Raw genomic sequence first — 20,372 nt, forward strand, 5'->3', positions numbered from 1 at the left:
GCGCCGCGCGAAGCTACTCCTTCGGAAGCTTCACGTTCAGGAAGTGCTGCATGCCGTCTCGGCTCACCAACATCAACACTGCCTTGTCTGATGCGACCAGGGGTGCGAGCGTTTCCCTCAGGTCACCGAGGGTGAAGACCTTCGTGTCGCCGACCGCGATGATGTGGTCGCCCTGACGGATGCCCTGTAGCGCTGCGTCGGTCTGCAACACCCGGATTCCAGATGAAGCCGTAGGCTCGGCGACGATTCCGAAGATGCTGGCCCGAGGCGGAGCGGCGGCAGCCTCCGCGGCGGCACGATCGGCGGCCGCAGCGCGCGGGTCGCGCAGGTAGCGCAAGCCGACTTCCGATAGGTTGGTTGCCTTGGTCCACATGGTCTGTCGTCCCACGTCCGTCGGCACTCCGACGTGCAGGCCAAGGAGATCTGCGTTCCTGGTGGGCAAGCCGTGCTTCGCGACGAGGCCTTCGAGGCCGACCTGTCGCACCGGGAGCCCTCCGAAGTACGCCACGGAGTTGTCGCGACGGGCGTAGAACGTGATGGCAGCGTCCCAGAAGCGCCCCGCGTCCATGTAGGTGTCCAGCGCCTCCTTGAGCTTCGCGATGCGGGGTGATGTCGGTTTCTGTGCCATTTAAGGCGGTTTGACGTCCGAACAAACCCCTAGGAATCGCGCCACGAACCACGAATGATCCCTCAGCTCGCGACCCGCGCGATGGTCGTGTCCCTAGACGTGGTGTAAGTCCACAGCCCGGACAGGCTGAGATGCACGTCACTCAGCGAGCCACGGCGGGCAGGCGAGTCGGCACAGTATCGCAGAGGGTCTGCAGACCTTCGAGCTGCATGTAGCGGCGGTTCAAACTCCACTCGTCGTTCTGTTCGAGCATCATCGCGCCCACCAGGCGTGTGATCGACGCGTCGTTGGGGAAGATCCCCACGACGTTCGTGCGTCGCTTGATCTCGGCATTCAAGCGCTCCAGCGGATTGGTCGAGTAGATCTGGGGCCAGTGCGCTCGCGGAAACGTCATGAACGCCAGCACGTCGTTCTCGGCGTCGTCCATCAATGCTCCGAGCTTGGGGAACTTGCTTCGAAGTTGATCGGCCACCGAGCGCCACTGCGTCTTGGCCGCCTCCGGGGTGTCCTGCACGAACACGGTGCCGATGGCCGCCGAGACCATGCGCCGCTGGGTCTTGCCCGCGTGCGCCAGGGCGTTGCGCATGAAGTGGACCCGGCAACGCTGCCAAGTCGCCTTCAGAACCTTCGAAACGGCCGCCTTGATGCCCTCGTGGCTGTCGCTGATCACCAGTTTGACGCCACGCAGCCCGCGTCGGTTCAGGCTGCGCAGGAACTCCGTCCAGAACGGTTCGGCCTCGCTGGCTCTGGTTGACGACAATTAGCTTGGCCGGCTGACGACAACTATCTTGGCCGGTTGAGACCGGTACCGGGCAGGTCCGGGAGGCGGGGTTACCGTGCGGTCGCGACGATTACGCGAGACCCATGGATGCCCGGCAAGAAGATCACGGACCACCAAGTGCACAAGTACAAGCAACACCGCAACCAGCTCAGCCAAGTGGCGGCCGCCGCCAAGGCTGGCATCAGCGAATGCAGCGCGCGGCGCATCGAAGGCAGCGACACGCTGCCGTCTCAGAAGCCGGCGCGAGACTGGCGAACCCGCAAGGACCCGTTGGCCCCCGTCTGGGAAGGCGAGGTCGTGCCGCTGCTGCGGCAGGACCCGCTGCTGAACGGCGTCACGTTGCTGGAGGAACTGCAGCGGCGCTACCCCGGCCAGTACGGCACGGGTGTGCTGCGGACGCTGCAGCGTCGCATTCGCCAGTGGCGCGCCGTCCACGGCGCCGAGCGAGACATCTTCTTCGCGCAAGAGCATCCGCCGGGACGACTGGGCCTGTCGGACTTCACCGTGGCCGATGACCTCGCGGTGGAGATCGACGGAGCCGCTTTCCCGCATCGGCTCTACCAGTTCACGCTGGCGCACTCAGGGTGGCGGCACGCCGTGCTGGTCGCGAGTGGCGAGAGCTTCCTGGCGCTGTCTACAGGCTTGCAGGCGGCCTTGTGGAAGCTGGGTGGGGTGCCGGAGGAACACCGCACGGACAGCCTGTCTGCGGCCTTCAACAACCTGGCTGAAAAGCAGGAGCTGACGCGCCGCTACGAGAGCCTGTGCGAGCACTACGGCATGCGGGCCAGCCGCTGCAATCCGAGCCAATCGCACGAGAACGGCTCGATCGAGTCGCGCCACGACTCGCTGAAGACCGCGCTGGACCAGGCGCTGCGGCTGCGTGGCACGCGGCGCTTCGACACGCAGTCAGAGTACGAGCGCTTCGTCGACACGATCGTGCAGCGCTTCAACGCTCGCGTAAGCAAGGCGCTGGCGGTGGAGCGCCCGATGCTGCGGCTGCTGCCCGCGCGGCGCACCTCCGAGTACGAGGAGCTTCCGGCGCGGGTGAGCAAGTACGCCATCTTCACGGTCAAGGGGGTGCAGTACAGCGCGCCGAGCCAGCTGATCGGCCACCGCGTCATGGTGCGCCTGTATCCCCAGCAGGTCGAATGCTGGCTTGGCGGCCAATGCGTGTTGAAGGTCCCCAGGGCCACGAGCCAGGGTGGGCAGCGCCATCCACGCCGCATCGACTACCGCCATCTGGTAGCTGCGCTCAAACGCAAGCCCGGCGCGTTCGCGCGTTGGGTGCTACGAGACGCGGTCTTCCCCCGTGACGTGTACCGCCAGACGTGGGAGCGCCTGTCGGCGCAACTGTCCGAGCGCGACGCCTGCAAGACGATGGTTGGTCTGCTTGCATTGGCAGCCGAAGGGCACGAAGCGCAGTTGGCAGACGAACTGGAGCAGGTGCTGGAGATGGGGCAACTGCCCGACCTGGAGGCACTGACCGAGCTCGTCGCGCCGCGCCGAGGTGACGTGCCGGATGTGGCAGTGCAACTGCCGACGCTGGCCGGCTACGACGCACTGCTGGAGGTGGCGCAATGAGCGGCGCGACGATCACCGCCGGGCGCATGGATCTGATGCTCACCGAGCTGCGCCTGCCCACCATGAAACGGCTCGCCATGAGCTTGTGCACGCAGTCGGATCGCGAAGGTTGGCCCGCTCACCGGCTGCTAGAGGCACTGCTCGAACACGAGCTGGCCGAGCGAGAAACGCGCCGTATCGACCGACACCGCGCGGAGGCTTGCTTGAGCCCTGACAAGCGGCTGTCCAGTTTCGACTTCGCCGCCGTGCCAAGCGTGTCCAAGGCGCAAGTGATGGCGCTGGCGGAGGGCCACGAGTGGCTTGACCGGGGCGCCAACGTGCTGCTGTTCGGCCCACCCGGCGTGGGCAAGAGCCACCTCGTGAGCGCGCTCGGCCACGCGCTGGTGGACGCCGGCAAGAGGGTGCTGTTCACGCGCTGCAGCGACATCGTGCAACGCCTGCAGGCGGCCCGCCAGGAACTGCGGCTACCACAGGAGCTCGCCAAGCTCGATCGCTTCGACCTGCTGATCCTGGACGACCTGAGCTACGTGCGGCGCGACCAGTCGGAGACCTCGGTGCTGTTCGAGCTGATCGCGGAGCGCTACGAGCGAAAGAGTCTCGCCGTGACGGCGAACACGCCCTTCTCACAGTGGGGAGAAGTGTTCGTCGAGCCGGCCATGACGCTGGCTGCGGTCGACCGCCTGGTGCACCACGCCACGATCCTGGAGATGAACGTCGAGAGCTACCGGCGTCGTGCCGCACAAGGCACCCAGGCCGCCCGTCGGACGCAACCTTCAGGCACTCGAGAGACCGTGGCCTGACGGGGGTGGCGCCGTGGACAAGTCACCTGCCCACAGGACAAGCCTGTGGACAGCCCTCCGGGTCCGTGACTTGCCCACCGCGCGTGGCAGCCGAATGAAAGGAGACCAGAAGACCGAACACCGAAAACCACGTTCCCGCCTCTCACCGGCCAGAATAATTGACGCCGAGCGGCCAAAATAGTTGACGCCGATCACTGGCTCCGACCTTCAATCCGAGCACCTCGCGCTGGCCCTCGGTGTTCACCCCCACAGCCACTATCACGGCCACGCTCACGATGCGGCCGGCCTCGCGCGTCTTCACGTACGTCGCGTTGATCCACAGGTAGGGCCAGTCGCCTTCGATCTGACGATTCAGGAACGCGCCCACGCGCTCATCGAGTTCGCCGCACAGCCGACTGACCTGGCTTTTGGAGACGCCGCTCATGCCCAGCGCCTTGACCAGATCGTCCACCGAACGCGTGGAGATCCCCTGCACGTAGGCCTCCTGGATTACCGCAGTCAGCGCCTTCTCCGCGGTCCGGCGTGGCTCCAGGAACTCGGGGAAGTAGCTGCCGCTGCGCAGCTTGGGAATCTTCAAGGCGACGGTGCCGGCGCGGGTGTCCCAGGCGCGCTCGCGATAGCCGTTTCGGCTGTTCACGCGCTCGGGCGATTTCTCGTCGTAGCCGGCTCCGCAGCGCCCGTCCACATCGAGCTCCATCAGCCTCTGGGCCATGAACTGCACCATCTGGCGCAGCACGTCGATGTCGGCTCCCTTCTCGGCAAGCTCGGTCAGTGCGATAGTCGCGGTGGTCATCGTGTTTCCTTCAAGGATTTCGGTTGTTGGGTCGCACCTCAACCTTATCCGGATCCACGATGGCCACCCCCGATCAGGAGTCGGCCACTGATGCTCTCCAAGCGCTACGGGCTAAAGCCCTTCGCGCTTTGAAAACATTAAAAACTTACACCACTCCCGGGGACATCAACCGCGCGATCCGTCGACGAGAAGTTTTTGAGCCGGGGCCGAACTGAGATGCGCAACTGCGCAACATTGAGCCGCGTTCAAGTGATCGTGGGCCCCGGTTCGAGTTTTCGATGGACTGTCTTCATTGCGCGAGGGCTGGAACCGGCCATAGCCGGACGTTTCCGTTGATTACCAATGAGCCCCCAAGTTGACAACCGCTTGGGGGTGCAGGCGATTGCCCCGGTCCCCCCGCAAGGGGACTGACGGCCTAGCGGCACTGCCGGATCATCCGGGCATCGAACCCTCCAAGGAGATCGCCCTATGACTCTCACGACCCTGGAACCGTTGTCCCCGGCGGGCACGTATCCCGCCAACCCCGGGTTGACGCCGCGCATGCTCAATCACGCGGCCTGGATCACGCACGACGTGGCCGCCACGACCGATTTCTACACGCGCATCATGGGCATGGAGCTGGCCAGCACGATCTTCGACGATCGCGTTCCGTCCACGGGCGACGCCATTCCCTACTTCCACATCTTCTTCCGCATGGGAGACGGCTCCACGCTCGCCTTCTTCGAGTTGCCCGGCATCCCGCAGCCCGCGACGCCGAGCCACCCGGCCTACCCCCTGTTCACGCACATGGCGCTCCAGGCCAAGGACCGCGCAGAGGTGTTGAAGTGGTACGAGTGGTTGAAGAGCAATGGGCTCGACGTGGTGGGACCGACCGACCACAAGGGCCTGATCCTGTCGATCTATTTCCACGACCCGAACGGATTCCGCCTGGAGATCACGACGCCCCTGGACAAGGACTGGAACCGCCATACGGAACAAGGCTACGCCGATCTCAAGGCATGGCTCGACTGCAAGGAAGCCGCCCAGCGCGAGGGTCGCGACGTGCCGCAGGCGCTGATCGAGATGATCCGCGAAACGCGCAAGCGCTACGCGTGAGGGCGGTTGCGGCTGCTCCAGAGATGCAAGTACCAGTTGAGCAACTCGCGTTCGCTGCCGATGCCCAGGCGGTGATAGGCCCGCTTCCGGTAGGTCTTGATGGTCTCTTCGCCGACGCCCAGGTCCAGCGCGATGCCGGTGGTCGACAGGCCGTAGAGGATGCGCGCGCAGACCTCGGACTCGCGCCGCGGCATCGCCGCCTGCACCGCGATGCATTTCTCGATGACGTCAAGCGAGCGAAGGGCGTCGCCCGCGTCATGTGTCTGCCCTCGCTGCGCATGCTGGCCCAACAAGGCCACGAGCAGTTCGGCCGTGTCGACGAGGGTATCGATGGCGCCGCTGCCGAATCGCCCGTGCGGCCGCTGCCGCAGCACGCTCAGGCCGAAGCCCCGGCCACCGACGTTTCCACACAGCAGCAGGCGGTCGCTGATCCGTGGGTACAACTGCGACCTCAGGTCCGCGTAGTCGCGGTGGCCCAGGTCCGGATGGATCAACATGGGCTTCGGCACGCTCACGCAGCGCAGCGCCGAAACCATCGCCGGATCATGTCGCCAGCCCCCCTGGCCGAGATAACGGTCCACCAGGTCGCGTTGGGTGTGCTCCGGTTCGACGCAGCATGCGGCAACTTCCGTCACCGCGTCGCCGTAAATATGAAAAGCCGCAAAGTGGTCGGCGCCACAAAGACCATGCAGATAGGCGGCCAGCGACGGGCCGAGCGCATCGCTGCCGATCGCCGCGACCACGCGAGCGAGCGCGCTCTGGTGACCGTAAGGCATCTCGGCTGCCGGCGGGGCGGTCCAGGTCTTCAGGCTGTTCATCTCTGCGCAGGTTACATCCGGTCGCCCGAGGGCGAATCAGAATTTTCACTTAACGGCAATCGACCCCAACTGCAGACAGGAAGCCGCACATGACCGCCGACACCGCCATCCATGTCGAATGGGTGCATCTCGCGTACGAGGAACATACCAGATTCACCGAAACCTACGGTTTTGCCGGGAATCAGGGCAAGGTCAACCTGGAAGGGTTGCGCCTGCGGCCCGCAGGGCTGGCCCCTTCCGAAACCTTGCTGGTCTACATGCACCCGTCCTCCACCATGCAGCTGCTGCCGGTGCCGCGGGCCATGGTGGCCGCAGGCGCCCATGTGCTGTGCGCCGGGAGCCGTTACCAGCGCAACGACGCCGCGCTGATCATGGAGAAGGTCCTGCTGGACCTGGGCGCCTACATCCGGCATGCGAAGAAAGTCTGGAACTACCGCAACGTGGTGCTGGTCGGCTGGAGCGGCGGCGGTTCGCTCTCGATGACCTACCAGTCCCAGGCGGAGGCACCGAGCATCACGCACACGCCTGCCGGCGATCCGGTGGACGTCAAGGGCGCGGGCCTGATTCCGGCGGATGCGGTGGTCTGGCAGGCCGCTCACCTGTCGCGCAGCCACCTCCTGACGGAGAGCATCGACCCCTCGGTGCGCGACGAACTGAATCCGGACGACCGCGATCCCGAGCTCGACATCTACAACCCGCGCAACCCGAACCAGCCACCCTACACGCCCGAATTCATCGCGCGCTACCGGGCTGGACAGATCGCGCGGATGCGTCGCATCACGGCGCGTGCCAGGGAAACCCTGGAAGCACTGAAGGCCCGCGGGGGGGGCGAGATGGAGCGGGGCTTTGTCGTGCACCGCACGCTGGCGGACCCCCGCTACATCGATCCCGCGCTCGATCCGAACGGACGCAAACCGCGCTGGTGCTATCTTGGGAACCCCGAGACGGTGAACAGCGGGCCGGTGGGCCTCGGTCGCTTCAGCACGCTGCGATCGTGGCTGTCGCAGTGGTCGCTGGACGACACTTGTGCGAACGGACCGGTCTGTGCCGCCAAGGTGCGCGCGCCGTTGCTGGTCATCGAGAACGGTGCCGACGATGCCGTCCCTCAGCCGCACTCGCGAATTCTGTACGAGGCGGCAGCGTCGCCGGACAAGACATTCCACCTGATTCCGGGGGCGACGCACTACTACGCGGGCCAGCCGAAGCTGATGTCCGACGCCACACAGTTGATTCACGGCTGGCTCGAGGACCGTGGAATGCGCACTTCCACGAAGCACGTTCGCGGCATTGCCGCATAACCCGATTCAAGGAGACACCCCATGATGAAATCGCTTCTGCCGAAGATCCTTCTCGCATCCCTGTCCGTGACTTTTCTTTCGACGCCGGCGTCGGGACAGGACGCTTCCGGTTTCCCCGCCCGTCCCATCACCTGGATCATCGGGGCGGCGCCCGGCGGAGGGTCGGACACCTTCGCGCGTGTCGTTGCCCAGGCCATGTCCGTCAACATGAAGCAGCCTGTGGTCGTGGTCAACAAGCCCGGTGCGTCGTCGATGATCGCCGCCGAGCAGCTGAAGAACTCGCCCAAGGACGGCTACACGATGTTCACCGCGGACAACGGAACGCTTGTCTACAACGCGGCATTGTTTCCGAAGATTCCGTACGACGTGAAGAAGGACTTCGACTACGTCACCCTGATGACGAAGATCCCTCTGCTGCTCGTGGCCAACCCGGGATTTGCCCCCCGGGATTACCGCTCGCTCGTCAACCTGGCGAAGAGCCAGCCGGGGAAGCTCAACTATGCGTCGCCCGGGACTGGCACCCCGCACAACCTGGCCACTCAGTTCCTCCTGGCTCGGGAAGGGCTGGACGTGCAGGCTGCGCAGTACAAGGGCGGCGGGCCGGCCGTCCAGGACGTCATCGCGGGGCATGTTCCTTTCATGGTCCTGGACTCGATCTCGGCGCTGCCCCTCGTTCAAGCTGGGAAGTTGCGCGCGATCGCGGCCCTCTCGCAGAAGCGCCTGGCGGGCTTCGGCGACGTCCCCGCCTTGTCCGAGTCGGGTGTGGCCGACGTGGAACTCTTCGCCTGGCAAGGCCTCGTCGTGCCGCGCGGGACACCCGCTTCCATCATCGAGAAGCTTCGGGCGGAATACGCGAAGGCGGTCCAGGATCCCGCCGTCGAACGCAAGATCCGGGAGATGGGCGTGGAGACGATCACAAGCTCTCGCGAGGCGTTCCAGGCCCTGGTCGATCGTGAAATCGGCACGTGGCACCCGCTGATCGCCAGCCGAGGCATCCGTGGCGAGTAGGTCCCCGATGAACATCGCAGAGCCCATCTACAGGGTGGCGATACAGTCGCCCGACGCCTGCGCGGTCGTCGAACTGGGCGCAGGCGGCCCGGAGCGCAGGCTCAGCTACGACGAGCTCGCGGCGAAGGTGAACGCTGTCGCCGCGGCACTGCTGCGCCTGGGTTTGCGGCGCGGCGATCGTGTCGCGATGCTCATGCGCAATTCGCCCGAGTACGTGCAGGTGTTCTTCGGCTGCGCCGCCGCGGGGGTGGTGGCGGTCCCGATGAGCGTGCGGCTCCTGGAGGCCGAGCACACCCATTTCGTCAGGGACGCCGAAGCGGCCCTGCTGATCGGCGACGACGACCTTCTCGCGAGCCGGCCCGCCCTGTGCGCATTACCCGGCCTGGTCCGGGTCGCCCGAAGCGAACTCGAACGCTGGGCCCCGGATGCCCCACGAGTCGAGCCTGTCGCGGTCGAGCCGCAGGAACTGTTCTCCCTGATGTACACGAGCGGCACGACAGGTTCGCCGAAGGGCGTCATGCTGTCGCATCGATCCTGGCGCGAAGCGGCGGAGTACGTCAAGGAGTACCTCGACTATCGCGACGGGGAACGCACCCTGCATGTGGCCGCCCTGACCCACGGGGCGGGCTTCCTGATGCTGCCGACCTTCGACGTGGGCGGAACGAACTACGTCGCAGCGAAATTCGACGCGCGCGAGACCTTGAACTGGCTCGGCCGACATGAAATCACCAACTTCTTCCTGGTGCCGTCGATGATTCGCATGCTCCTGAACGAGCATCGCGGAGAGAAGTTCCAGAGCCTCCGGTCCCTCTACTACGCGGGTTCGCCGATCGATCAGGCAACCTTGACGGCAGCGCTCGGTGCCTTCAGCCCAGGTGTGCTGGTCCAGTCGTTCGCCCAGATGGAGTCGCCGATGTTCCTGACCGTCATGGACCGGGAGTCGCACGCGCGCATCGCTTCGGGGAAGCAGCCCGGGCTGATTCGTTCCGCGGGGAAGGCCTGTCGCGGCGTTTCCCTGCGGATCGTGGACGACTCGGGCCTCGACGTGCCCCCGGGCCAGCTAGGCGAAATCTGCGCCCGGGCTCCGCAGATGATGGAAGGCTACTGGCGCCGGGCGGACGCAACCGCATCGACCCTGGTCGACGGCTGGCTGCATACGGGCGACATCGGCCATCTCGACCAGGATGGCAACCTGTTCGTCGTCGACCGCAAGAAGGACATGATCATCAGCGGCGGCTCCAACGTGTACGCGCGGGAGGTCGAGGACGTGCTCGCTTCCATCGCCGGCGTTGCGGAGGCTGCCGTCGTGGGATTGCCGGATCCCGTCTGGGGAGAGGCCGTGACGGCCTTCCTCGTGCCGTCCGGCGCACAGCGGCCGACGACCGCGGAGATCGCGGAGCGCTGTACCCGTGAACTTGCCGACTATCGTCGGCCGAAGACCTATCACTGGGTCGAGACGCTGCCGCGCAATGCGTATGGCAAGGTGCTCAAGCGCGAACTGCGCGAACGCGCGCTGCAGGGGGCCTCCAAATGAATCCGTGCATCGTGGGCTGGGCACACACGAAGTTCGGCCGCCTGGGCGACGAAACCGTCGAATCGCTGATGGTCCGCGTGACGCGCGAGGCGCTCGATGACGCCAGGGTGAGCGGCGCAGACGTGGACGGGATCTTCGTCGGGCTCTTCAACAATGGATTCTCCGAGCAGGACTTCCCTTCGTCGCTGCCCTTCCATGCCAACGAATCGCTGCGGTTCAAGCCCGCCACGCGTTACGAGAACGCCTGCGCCACGGGTTCGGCGGCCATCCACGGGGCTCTGGACTTCATCGCAGCGGGGCGCGGGCGCATCGCGCTGGTGGTCGGCGCGGAGAAGATGACCGATGTGTCGACGGCCGGTGCGACGCAAGCGCTGCGCGGGGCCTCCTATCTCCGGGAAGAGGCCGCGCATCCGGCGGGCTTCGCCGGCGTGTTCGGCGACATCGCGGCAGCCTACTTCGATCGCTGGGGCGATCATTACGACGCCCTTGCGCGGATCGCCGTCAAGAACCATGCGAACGCACTCCACAACCCCTACGCGCAGTTCCAGCGTGAGCTCGACCTGGAGTTTTGCCTGCGGGAATCGCCCGGCAATCCGCTGATCGCGGCCCCGCTGAAGCGCACGGACTGCTCGCCGATTTCCGACGGCGCGGCTGCGGTGGTCATCGCCCATCCCGACGTCGCGCGCACATCGCAGAAAGCCGTCGCGTTTCGCAGCACCGCCCATGTCAACGACTTCCTGCCCGCCAGCCGGCGCGAGCGGACCCGACTCGAAGGCGCCTCCATCGCATGGCAGCGGGCGTTCGAGGCGTCCGCGGGGCTTTCCCTGAGGGACTTGCACTTCGTGGAGAGCCACGACTGCTTCACGATTGCGGAGCTGATGGAGTACGAGGCCATGGGTCTGACACCGCCGGGGCGCGCTCACGTGGCGCTCGACGAAGGGTGGGTCTACAAGGGCGGAAAGCTGCCGATCAACCCTTCTGGCGGGCTGAAAGCCAAGGGACACCCGATCGGCGCGACAGGGGTGTCGATGCATGCACTGGCCGCCATGCAACTGTGTGGCCAGGCTGCCGGCATGCAGATCGACGGCGCCTCGGTGGGCGGCGTCTTCAACATGGGTGGCCTCGGCGTCGCCAACTACGTGAGCATTCTGGAGCGGCAACGATGATTCTGGCGACATTGCGGGACGGGAGTGCGGATGGCACGCTGCTCGTCGTGAACAAGGCAAGGAAGAGGGCGGTGGCGGCCGGCGCCGTGGCGCCGACGATGCAGGCGGCGCTCGATCGGTGGGACGCCGTTGCGCCGGACCTGCAGGCGTTGTCGCAAAGGCTGGAGAGCAACGACGTGGCGGACGACTTCGAGATCGATGTCGACCAGCTCATGGCGCCCCTTCCTCGCGCCTTCGCCTACTTCGACGGGGGGTGCTATCCCCACCACATCATCCCGATCCGGGCCGTCCGGGGCGTGCCCCTGCCCGAGGACTTCTACGTGCGGCCCTTGATGTACGAAGGCTGCTCGGCCCCGATCGTCGGTCCGACGGAGCCCCTGAGGCTGCTGAAGGACGAGGAGTGGGGGGTCGACATCGAAGCCGAGCTCGCTGCCGTGGTGGGCGACGTGCCCGCCGGCGTGGAACGCTCGCAGGCGGCGAAGTACATCCGCTTGTTGGTGCTCTACAACGATGTTTCGCTGCGGCAGCTGGCGTCGCCGGAACTGGCCCGCGGCTTCGGATTCCTGCAGAGCAAGCCCGTGAGCTCGATGGCGCCCTTCGCCATCACGCCGGACGAAGCCGGCGACCTGTGGACCGGCGAGTTCCTGGGCGGACGGTATCTCGTGCACGTGCGTGGCCAGGTGCTCGGCGACCTCGACCCCGGCAAGGACAACATCTACACCTGGCCCGACCTGATCGCCCATGCCGCGAAGACACGTCCGCTGGTGGCCGGCACCCTGGTTGCCGCGGGCACGATGGGGAACGAGGACCGCCGTCACGGCTGCGGCTGCATCGCGGAGCTCCGCGGCCGCGAGCACATGGCGGAAGGCAGCGCCCGCACGCCTTACCTGCGCTTCGGCGACAGTTATCGCCTCGAACTGTTCGACCGGGCCGGCCGTTCCGTGTTCGGAGCCATCGACCAGCGGCTGGAGCAACTGCCGCAACCTGAGAATCGACATGCATAACAACCCCATCGACATTCCCGTCCTCATCGTCGGAGCCGGCGGCTTCGGGCTCAGCGCCTCGATTTTCCTGGCGGACGCCGGCATCGAGTCCCTGGTCGTTGAGCGCCATCCGGGCCCGCCGATCAACCCGAAGGCGCGATACCTCAACCAGCGGACGATGGAAATCTTCCGGCAGCACGCCATCGCCGACCGGATCTACGAGCGCTCGATTCCCATCGACAACTTCCACAGGATCAGCTGGCGGACCAGCCTGGCCGGCGACGGACCGCTCGACCGGCGAACGTTCTACACGACCGAGGCGATGGGCGGGGGCGGCCTGACCGATTACGCGAAGGACAGCCCGTGCCCGAGCACCATCTATCCGCAGATGCGGCTCGAGCCCCTGCTGAAGGCGGTGCACGAGCAGCGCGGCGGGCGCCTGCTCTACAACCATGAATTCAAGGCGCTCGACCAGGAGCCCGATGGCGTTGTGGCCACTGTCGTCGACCGCGCCACCGGCAAGGAGATCCGGGTCCGCGCGAAGTACGTCGTCGCGGCTGACGGAGGCAAGACCGTCGGGCCGATGCTCGGCGCGAAGATGGAAGGCGTACGGGACATCGCGTCGATGGTGACGGTGTACTTCAAGGCCGACCTTTCCGACTGGATCGACGACGATCACGTCATGTCGTGGTGGTTCTGCAACCCCGACAGCGGCGGTTCCTGGTCCAGCGGCGTCCTCGGCAAGCTGGGCCCGACACGTTTCGACAGGCACTCCGAGGAGTGGATGTTCCACTTCGGTTTCCGACCCGACGATCCGGAACAGTTCGAGGACGCCATGCTGCTGCCGCGGATCCGCGACCTGCTCAGGCTTCCGGACTTCGAGCCGGAGATTCTGGCTGTGGGCCGGTGGAAGGCCGAAGGCGTGCTCGTCGATCGTTTCCGGTTCGGCCGCGTCTTCCTCGGGGGTGACGCGGCGCATCGTCACCCGCCGACGACCGGGCTCGGCCTGAATTCCGCCGTCCAGGACGCGCAGAACCTCGCATGGAAACTGGCGCTCGTGCTGCGCGGCCACGCGCCGGACGCACTGCTCGACACGTACGAGGAAGAGCGCCGCCCCGTGGCGAAGCGAAACGTGGACTGGGCCCTGTTGACGCTGAACAACCATCAGCTCACCGATGCCGCCATCGGCCTCGTCAGGACGGATCCGGAAACGAGCAAGAGGAATTTCGGCGCATTGTTCGCGCCGACGGATGACGGCGCTTCCCGCCGCGCACGCCTCGAACACGTCATGGGCGTCCACGCCATGGAGTACCAGGCGCACGATCTCGAGCTGGGCTACAGCTACGCGTCGCAATCCATCCAGCCTGACTGCAGTCCCCCGCCGCCGCGTGATCCCTGGGGCCGGAAGTTCGTTCCCGTCGCACGTCCCGGACACCGCATTCCGCACGTCTGGGTGCGGAAAGAAGAAGGCGTGTCCGTGAGCAGCCTGGACCTGGTGCGTCCCGGTCGTTTCCTGCTTCTCGTCGCGCAATCCGAGGCCGCATGGGAGCAGGCCGCGGCCCAGGTGCTGCGCACGCATGGCGTTGCCGTCGACGTCGCCGCGATTTCACCTGACTCCCGCCTCTCCGACGCGGAGCATGCATGGCGCGACGTCGCTGGAATCGGCCCGCGCGGCGTGGTTCTCGTGCGGCCCGATCAGCACGTCGCCTGGCGCGCGGAAATCGAGTCCGGACGCGAAGCGCAGGCGCTGGTGGCCGCCGTGGGCAGCGTGCTGTGTCGGCAGGAACGCGGCACGGATGCAGTTGAGCAAGCGCTCGTGCGGGAGTCGAGCGGGGTGCCGGGATGAAGCGAGCGATCCGTGTCGGTCAGATCGTCCCGTCTTCGAACACGACGATGGAAACCGAGATCCCGGCCATGCTCCGGGCCCGGGAAGAAGTCGAACCGGAGCGGTTCACGTTTCATTCGAGCCGCATGCGAATGAAGCACGTCACGAAGGAGGAGCTCGCGGCGATGGATCGCGACAGCGACCGGTGCGCGCTGGAACTCTCGGACGCGCGCGTGGACGTCATGGGGTATGCGTGCCTGGTGGCCATCATGAGCATGGGCCTGGGCTATCACCGCACCTCCGAGGAACGGCTGCAGCGGCTGGCGCTCGAAAACGGCGCGCCGACCCCCGTCGTGACGAGTGCGGGGGCCCTCGTCGACGGGCTCCGCGCGCTGGGCGCGCGGAAGGTGTCGATCCTGACGCCTTATATGAAGCCGCTCACGAAGCTGGTCGTCGACTACCTCGAGAACGAAGGGATCGAAGTCGCGGACAGCATCTCTCTGGAGATCAGCGACAACCTCGAAGTCGGGCGCCTGGATCCGCTCGCGCCCGCGGAGATCGCGAAACGGCTCGACACGCGGGGCGTGGATGCGATCGTCGCCTCGGCCTGCGTGCAGATGCCGTCTCTCGGTTCGGTGCAGCTCATCGAGGACCGAACCGGTATTCCCGTCGTTTCTTCCGCGGTCTGCACCACGTACATGATGCTGAAGCGGTTGAAGCTGAAAACCCTTTCCCCCGGCTTCGGGTCTTTGCTTTCCGGAGCGTATTGAAGCCATGACCCGACTCGACATCGTCGGCCTGTGCGGCAGCCTGCGCGCGGGCTCGATCAACCGCATGGCACTGAACCTGATCGGCCGATCCCTGCCCGATGGCATGACGCTCGAAGTGGCCGACCTCCGCGCAGTTCCGTTCTTCGATGCAGACCTGCTCGCCGACGGCTTTCCGCCGCCCGTGCTCGCGCTGCGTGAACGGATCCGCCGGGCTGCAGGCGTGGTGATCGCAACGCCCGAATACAACTTCTCCGTGCCCGGCGTGCTGAAGAACGCACTGGACTGGATCAGCCGCGGGGACGACCAGCCGTTCGCCGCCAAGCCGGTCGCCATCCTCTCGGCCTCGCCCGGCGCTCTCGGCGGTGCTCGGGTCCAGTACGACCTGAGGAAGGTGCTGCTGTTCATGAACGCGCACGTCATGGCGAAGCCCGAAGTGTTCATCGGTGCCGCCGCCGCGAAGTTCGGTGCGGACGGAAGCTGCACCGACGAGACGACCCGAAAGATTGCGAGCGACCAGATGGCCGCGTTCGAACGCTGGATCGGCGGCGTCCGCCGGATGACCGGCGTCGCGTGACCTGACACCTTGCACACGGCGATTTCGGCCAAACTGCGCCCACCGCAGCATCCGACCGCGGAGATCCCGCGCACCGCGTTGTGCGGGCGAATCCTGGCAGCCGCGGGGGCGCGGCTCGTTCTGTTGCGCGCCCCGGCAGGCTTCGGCAAGACCACGGCCATGCTCCAGGTGCGAGACCATCTTCGACAGGCCGGGCGGCCGACGGCGTGGCTGACCCTCGATCGGGCCGACAACGATCTCGTCCGCTTCCTAACGAGCCTCGCTGCGGCACTTGGACCCCTGGTCCCGGGCTTGCCCGACCCGGCGCAGCTCGAGGCGCGCGGGCCCGACCGGCTCGCCCTCGCGCTGATCGACGCCGTGGCGGCGCACCCCGCTCCACTGTCGCTGTTCTGCGACGATTTCGAGTCGGTCCACGACCCCGTGGCCCTGGCCATCATGGGGGAGCTGATCGAGCGACTGCCGCCGCAAGCCCAGGTGATCCTCGGGACGCGCGGCGTACCCGCACTCGAGCTCGGCCGCTTGCGCGTGCGGGGCGGGCTGCTCGACGTGGAACCCGAGCACCTGCGGTTCACCGAGGCCGAGGTCGACGTCTTCCTGAGGCAGCAGCAGGGATTGCCGCTCGATCCGGCCGACGTGCGTCGCCTGTACGTGACGACGGAAGGCTGGGCCGCGGCGCTGCGCCTCGCCAGCCTCTCGCTGGCGAGCCGGAAGGAACCGGGGCGGTGGATCGCCGGCTTCAGCGGATCGAACTCGGCCGTCGTCGGCTACCTGGCCGAGACCGTGCTCGCGCGCCAGAGCGACGTCGTGCGCGACTTCCTCCTGCGAACGAGCGTGCTGCGAGAGCTGAACCCCGCCTTGTGCGACGTGATTCGCGGTCGCGAAGGCAGCGGCGCGATATTGCGGACGATCGACCGGGCCCAGCTCTTCCTCACTCCGCTCGAGGGCGATCGCAGCCAGTACCGCTACCACGGCATGTTCGCCGAATTCCTGCGGGCCGAACTGGTGCACCACATGCCCCAGGAGGTGCCCGCGATCCATCGCGCCGCAGCGAGATGGTTTGCCGGAGAGGACCGCCCGGTGCCGGCCATCGAGCATGCCTTGGCCGGTGACGATCTCCCCTTCGCACTTCAACTGCTGGCGCGCCACGCGCAGGAGCTGCTCGACCAGGGCCGCGTGCGCCTGTTGTCCCGCTGGCTGGATCCGCTGCACGACAGGGGCCAGCTCGACGAGCATCCGATGCTGCGGGTCGTGCACGCGTGGGCGGTCTTCTTTGCCCGCGGACCCCGTGCCGCGCAACGGCTCCTCGAGCGGCTGGAGTCGCGTGCGGACCCCGATCCTGCCGTGAGGGCCCACCGCATGGCGATGCGCCCGCTGTTCCTCATGCTGAACGACCGCACCGACGAGGCGTTGCCGCTGGCCGAGGCGGTGCTGGCCCACGTGCCCTCCGACCAGGCATTCGTGAGCGGCTTCCTCGAAGTGACGCGGGCCAACCTCGCGCTGATCGCCGGGCGGTACGACGAGGCGCTACGCCTGGTGGACGCCGCCCGCGCGCACCAGCCGTCGCATGCCAGCGGTTTCAACCTCGCGCTGTCCGAGGCGGCCGAAGGTGCGGTGCACCTCGTGCAGGGACGGTTGCGCAACGCGATCGTGGGCTTGCACCTTGCAACGAACGCCGGCGCCACGGATGCGACCCGCGCCACCAACGGCAACGTCCTGGCGGGCGTGCCGCTCGCCCTGGCGTTGTACGAAGCCGGACAACTCGGAGAAGCGGAACGCCTGCTCGCTATCTACATCCCCTTGACCCGAGGTGTCTGCATCCCCGACGAACTGATCGTCGCGCACGTCGTCATGGCGCGGATCCTGGCCGGGCGGCAGGACGCCGACGGCGCCGAGCGCTTGCTGATGGAGCTCGAGCGGGTCGGCCACCTCAAGAGCCTGCCGAGGGTGGTCGCGAGTTCTCGGCTCGAACGCGTTCGCCTTCTCCTCCTGCAGGAAAGGCTGGAGCAGGCACGCGACGAGCTCGACCGCTGCGCGGCACCCGTGCTGTGGGCGCGGGTGGCGCGGCTCTCCTACCGTGCGAACGAGGTCGAGACGTACGACGTCGCCTGCGCGCGCTGGGCAATTCGCGCCGGCCGGCCCGCCGAAGCGATTGCCTCGCTGAACGCGGAGCTTGCCGTCGCGCGGCGCGCACGGCGGGAAAGGCGGGCGCTGACGCTCACGCTGCTGCTGTCGCAGGCGCTGTACCGCGACGGCCAGCGGAACAAGTCGATGCGCCTGCTGGCGACGGTGGCGGACACGGCGGCCCGCGAGGGCTATCTGCGCGCGTTCCTCGACGAGGGCGCGCAGATGCTGCAGATGGTGGCCGAGTTGCGCGCCCAGTGCGCGACTCGGGGAGGCGTCGAATTGTCCCCCGGGACACTGGCCTTCCTCGACATCGTGGCGCCGCGATCGAGCCCATCGCGCAGCGAAGAGGCTGCAGCCGTCGCGGGTCCGCCCCTGGGCGGTGAATCGCTCAGCCGCCGTGAACTGCAGGTGCTGCGCCTGGCCGCCGAGGGCCTGTCGAACACCGAGCTCGCGGCGCGCCTTTTCGTCGGCGAGACGACGGTACGGACGCACCTGCGCAGCATCAACGGCAAGCTGGCCACCCGAAGTCGCATCGAGGCGATCGCGGTCGCGCGCCGCAGCGGCCTGATCGCCTGACCCGGGCCTGCTGGCAGCTTCGGGGCTGGGCCCATCGGTCATCGAAATTCATCCGAAACGACGATGCGGCCCACGCCCCCTGTCCCTATCTTCACGCCGTCGCGCTGCGACCGAAGAGCCGTTCCTCGAACGAGCGCGTCGTCCATCCACGGAGTGAATTCATGAACATCGAAACCCCCCCTTCCCCTCAAGCCGTCAGCCGCCGGCGGCTGCTCGCGGCCACCGCGGCGGCCGTCGGCTTCGGCGCCGTGGCGCCGGCGCGCGCGCAAGCCGCATGGAGACCGTCCGGCCCGGTCAAGCTGATCGTCACCTTTCCGCCGGGCGGCGCGACCGACATCCTCACGCGCATGATCGCGCCGGGCCTGGCCGAGTACCTGCGGCAGACGGTGGTCGTCGAGAACCGGCCGGGCGCCACCGGCTCCATCGGGTCCGGCCACGTCTACGCCGCGCCGCCCGACGGCACCACGCTCCTGATCGGCGCTCCCGATGCGCTCTCGATCTTTCCGAAACTCTCGAAGACGACGTACGACCCCAACAAGTTCGTTCCGCTGGCTCCACTGGGCTCCACGTCGTTCATTCTTCTCGCAAGACCCGGCCTGCCTGCGACGAATCTGCAGGAGCTCATCGCGCTCGCACGCAAGCAGCGGCTGACCATCGCCAATGCCGGCACCGGCGGTAGCGGCCACCTCGTCTCGATTGCCTTCTGCCAGGCCGCCGGCATCGCCGAAGCGACGCACGTGCCGCACGCCGGGATGAAGCCGGCGCTGCAGGGCCTGATGGGCGACCACTATGACGTGATGTTCTCCGTGGTGGCCGGCTCGACTTCGTTCCGGTCGAAGCTGAAGTTCCTGGGCGTCACATCGGTCGAGCGTGTCGGTGCGGTTCCCGATGTGCCGACCTTCGCCGAGCAGGGCCTGCCCATGCAGAACGAAAACTGGATCGGCGTCCTCGCCCCGCCCCAGACGCCGGCATCCGTGGCCGCGGAGCTGGCCAAGGCGATCGCGGTCGTTTCCGGCACGCCCGCCTACAAGGCCAAGGCAAGTGAACTCGGGTTCGTCGCGCCGACGATGACGCATCGCGAATTCGGCCAGTATTACGAGCAGGACATCCGCAAGTGGTCCGAGGTGATCCGCACTTCGAAGGTGAAGCTCGACTGATCGCCACGGGCCGCCAGGGTCTCGATCACCTTGTGTTCGACGACCCCGATGCGATCGGCCGGAACACCGGCGTGCGCGCTCCGTTGGTTTCATCGCGGAAAGCAAGCTCCACGGGGTCCTTTTGATTTCAGTGCAGAAAGTGACGGTTCGTGCCTCCCCGCAGAGCGAGCATTGGCACGGGGTCGGCGCCAGTAGCACGCGCAAGTGCTTGTCACGCCTTGAGTTTCTGTTGGTCTCCCGATCGGCCGCTGAGGGCTTGTTTGCGTGGTCGATTTCAGCCGCCAGCACTCGTTTTCGCTGCAGTTTGTGACGGCAGGATCTGACCGGCGTAGCGCTCCAGCGGGAATCGGAAGACGCCGCGCAGGTTGATGCCCTCCAGCCGCGTCGGTGCGATGCGCCCGGTCAGCTCCGGCGGCACGATCTGGCGCCTGTTGGCCCACCGGTCCAGTACCGCCTGCATCTGCGCCGTGTTCCATGCCATCACGATGTTGGCCAGCAGGCTCAAGGCGTCGGCCACGGCTTGCATCTCGTCCGCACGCCGGGCCTGGGCCGGCCCTACACGGCCCGTGTAAATCGCACGCTTGAGTGCGTTCACCGCCTCGCCCCGGTTAAGAACCCGGCGCAGCTCCCTGCGGAAGCCGGCATTGACGAAGTAGTCCGCCAGGAAGGCCGTCCTGAGCAGCTTGCCCAGCTGCACACCGGCGTCGTAGATCGGGTCTCCTCTGGCGGCCGCCCCGAACCTGGCCAGCGCCGTCACCGCACTGGCGTGACCTGTCTGCACCGAGGCCGCCAGATGCACCAGCTGGTCCCAATGAGCTTCGATCAGTGTCGTGTCCACGCTGGCCTCACACACGGCGGCGA

The 20,372-nt window shown here is 66.8% G+C and carries 16 protein-coding genes and 2 pseudogenes; 13 read left to right on the forward strand and 5 right to left on the reverse strand.

The window, feature by feature from the left end; all coding sequences use genetic code 11:
* Positions 1-13 precede the first annotated feature (13 nt).
* Both GHT07_RS20675 and GHT07_RS20680 read right to left on the reverse strand, forming a co-directional pair.
* On the reverse strand, positions 14-628 hold the full coding sequence (locus GHT07_RS20675) for a PDZ domain-containing protein (RefSeq protein WP_153586988.1): 615 nt from the start codon (positions 626-628) through the stop codon (positions 14-16).
* 142 nt (positions 629-770) lie between these two features.
* Positions 771-1,373, reverse strand: a pseudogene (locus tag GHT07_RS20680) (IS256 family transposase); the annotation flags it as partial.
* Positions 1,374-1,496: 123 nt separating this feature from the next.
* Between GHT07_RS20680 and istA the strand changes: the two are divergent.
* Positions 1,497-2,990, forward strand: a complete 1,494-nt coding sequence (gene istA, locus GHT07_RS20685; protein ID WP_153586989.1) for an IS21 family transposase — start codon at positions 1,497-1,499, stop codon at positions 2,988-2,990.
* The gene (gene istB, locus GHT07_RS20690) at positions 2,987-3,790 is read left to right on the forward strand and encodes an IS21-like element helper ATPase IstB (protein ID WP_153586990.1); all 804 of its coding nucleotides are present in this window, start codon (positions 2,987-2,989) and stop codon (positions 3,788-3,790) included. The genes istA and istB overlap by 4 nt, the downstream gene beginning before the upstream one ends.
* A gap of 172 nt (positions 3,791-3,962) precedes the next feature.
* On the opposite strand, the pseudogene GHT07_RS20695 reads toward istB, so the two are convergent.
* A pseudogene (locus GHT07_RS20695) lies at positions 3,963-4,583 on the reverse strand (IS256 family transposase); the annotation flags it as partial.
* Between the two features lie 468 nt (positions 4,584-5,051).
* Here GHT07_RS20695 and GHT07_RS20700 point away from each other — a divergent pair.
* Positions 5,052-5,678 carry a VOC family protein gene (locus GHT07_RS20700; protein ID WP_228488473.1) on the forward strand — a complete coding sequence of 209 codons (627 nt, stop codon included), beginning with the start codon at positions 5,052-5,054 and terminating at the stop codon, positions 5,676-5,678.
* On the opposite strand, the gene GHT07_RS20705 is transcribed toward GHT07_RS20700, so the two are convergent.
* Complete coding sequence (locus GHT07_RS20705; protein WP_153586991.1) at positions 5,669-6,496, reverse strand: helix-turn-helix transcriptional regulator; 828 nt, start codon at positions 6,494-6,496, stop codon at positions 5,669-5,671. The genes GHT07_RS20700 and GHT07_RS20705 overlap by 10 nt on opposite strands.
* An 89-nt stretch (positions 6,497-6,585) precedes the next feature.
* On the opposite strand from GHT07_RS20705, the gene GHT07_RS20710 reads away from it, so the two are divergent.
* From GHT07_RS20710 to GHT07_RS20755, 10 genes are all read left to right on the forward strand, one after another.
* The gene (locus tag GHT07_RS20710; protein WP_153586992.1) at positions 6,586-7,794 is read left to right on the forward strand and encodes an alpha/beta hydrolase; all 1,209 of its coding nucleotides are present in this window, start codon (positions 6,586-6,588) and stop codon (positions 7,792-7,794) included.
* Positions 7,795-7,815: 21 nt separating this feature from the next.
* A complete protein-coding gene (locus tag GHT07_RS20715) occupies positions 7,816-8,802 on the forward strand; it encodes a Bug family tripartite tricarboxylate transporter substrate binding protein (protein ID WP_153586993.1) in 987 nt (328 codons plus the stop codon).
* Between the two features lie 7 nt (positions 8,803-8,809).
* Complete coding sequence (locus GHT07_RS20720; protein ID WP_153586994.1) at positions 8,810-10,336, forward strand: class I adenylate-forming enzyme family protein; 1,527 nt, start codon at positions 8,810-8,812, stop codon at positions 10,334-10,336.
* Positions 10,333-11,502, forward strand: coding sequence for an acetyl-CoA acetyltransferase (locus GHT07_RS20725; protein WP_153586995.1), 1,170 nt, complete (start codon positions 10,333-10,335; stop codon positions 11,500-11,502). The genes GHT07_RS20720 and GHT07_RS20725 overlap by 4 nt, the downstream gene beginning before the upstream one ends.
* A complete protein-coding gene (locus GHT07_RS20730) occupies positions 11,499-12,506 on the forward strand; it encodes a fumarylacetoacetate hydrolase family protein (RefSeq protein ID WP_153586996.1) in 1,008 nt (335 codons plus the stop codon). Before GHT07_RS20725 ends, GHT07_RS20730 begins: the two co-directional genes overlap by 4 nt.
* The gene (locus tag GHT07_RS20735; protein WP_153586997.1) at positions 12,499-14,331 is read left to right on the forward strand and encodes an FAD-dependent monooxygenase; all 1,833 of its coding nucleotides are present in this window, start codon (positions 12,499-12,501) and stop codon (positions 14,329-14,331) included. The genes GHT07_RS20730 and GHT07_RS20735 overlap by 8 nt, the downstream gene beginning before the upstream one ends.
* Positions 14,328-15,080 (forward strand): maleate cis-trans isomerase family protein, encoded by a 753-nt coding sequence (locus GHT07_RS20740; protein ID WP_153586998.1) that lies wholly within the window; start codon positions 14,328-14,330, stop codon positions 15,078-15,080. The genes GHT07_RS20735 and GHT07_RS20740 overlap by 4 nt, the downstream gene beginning before the upstream one ends.
* A gap of 4 nt (positions 15,081-15,084) precedes the next feature.
* A complete protein-coding gene (locus tag GHT07_RS20745) occupies positions 15,085-15,654 on the forward strand; it encodes an NADPH-dependent FMN reductase (RefSeq protein ID WP_153586999.1) in 570 nt (189 codons plus the stop codon).
* A gap of 9 nt (positions 15,655-15,663) precedes the next feature.
* Positions 15,664-18,354 carry a LuxR C-terminal-related transcriptional regulator gene (locus GHT07_RS20750; protein ID WP_153587000.1) on the forward strand — a complete coding sequence of 897 codons (2,691 nt, stop codon included), beginning with the start codon at positions 15,664-15,666 and terminating at the stop codon, positions 18,352-18,354.
* Between the two features lie 161 nt (positions 18,355-18,515).
* Positions 18,516-19,511 carry a Bug family tripartite tricarboxylate transporter substrate binding protein gene (locus GHT07_RS20755; RefSeq protein ID WP_153587001.1) on the forward strand — a complete coding sequence of 332 codons (996 nt, stop codon included), beginning with the start codon at positions 18,516-18,518 and terminating at the stop codon, positions 19,509-19,511.
* Between the two features lie 274 nt (positions 19,512-19,785).
* On the opposite strand, the gene GHT07_RS20760 is transcribed toward GHT07_RS20755, so the two are convergent.
* Positions 19,786-20,372: Tn3 family transposase (locus tag GHT07_RS20760; protein ID WP_153587002.1), on the reverse strand; the 587-nt coding region annotated here is incomplete at its 5' end.

This window comes from Caenimonas koreensis DSM 17982, from assembly GCF_009646335.1.
GTDB classification, from domain to species: Bacteria; Pseudomonadota; Gammaproteobacteria; order Burkholderiales; family Burkholderiaceae_C; genus Ramlibacter; species Ramlibacter koreensis.

Bases quoted from the DNA above. Each gene is read 5' to 3' on its own strand.
- istB (WP_153586990.1), top strand. From the start codon at position 2,987: ATGAGCGGCGCGACGATCACCGCCGGGCGCATGGATCTGATGCTCACC.
- GHT07_RS20705 (WP_153586991.1), bottom strand. From the start codon at position 6,496: ATGAACAGCCTGAAGACCTGGACCGCCCCGCCGGCAGCCGAGATGCCT.
- istA (WP_153586989.1), top strand. From the start codon at position 1,497: ATGCCCGGCAAGAAGATCACGGACCACCAAGTGCACAAGTACAAGCAA.
- GHT07_RS20735 (WP_153586997.1), top strand. From the start codon at position 12,499: ATGCATAACAACCCCATCGACATTCCCGTCCTCATCGTCGGAGCCGGC.
- GHT07_RS20730 (WP_153586996.1), top strand. From the start codon at position 11,499: ATGATTCTGGCGACATTGCGGGACGGGAGTGCGGATGGCACGCTGCTC.
- GHT07_RS20720 (WP_153586994.1), top strand. From the start codon at position 8,810: ATGAACATCGCAGAGCCCATCTACAGGGTGGCGATACAGTCGCCCGAC.
- GHT07_RS20740 (WP_153586998.1), top strand. From the start codon at position 14,328: ATGAAGCGAGCGATCCGTGTCGGTCAGATCGTCCCGTCTTCGAACACG.
- GHT07_RS20725 (WP_153586995.1), top strand. From the start codon at position 10,333: ATGAATCCGTGCATCGTGGGCTGGGCACACACGAAGTTCGGCCGCCTG.
- GHT07_RS20710 (WP_153586992.1), top strand. From the start codon at position 6,586: ATGACCGCCGACACCGCCATCCATGTCGAATGGGTGCATCTCGCGTAC.
- GHT07_RS20675 (WP_153586988.1), bottom strand. From the start codon at position 628: ATGGCACAGAAACCGACATCACCCCGCATCGCGAAGCTCAAGGAGGCG.
- GHT07_RS20755 (WP_153587001.1), top strand. From the start codon at position 18,516: ATGAACATCGAAACCCCCCCTTCCCCTCAAGCCGTCAGCCGCCGGCGG.
- GHT07_RS20745 (WP_153586999.1), top strand. From the start codon at position 15,085: ATGACCCGACTCGACATCGTCGGCCTGTGCGGCAGCCTGCGCGCGGGC.
- GHT07_RS20715 (WP_153586993.1), top strand. From the start codon at position 7,816: ATGATGAAATCGCTTCTGCCGAAGATCCTTCTCGCATCCCTGTCCGTG.
- GHT07_RS20700 (WP_228488473.1), top strand. From the start codon at position 5,052: ATGACTCTCACGACCCTGGAACCGTTGTCCCCGGCGGGCACGTATCCC.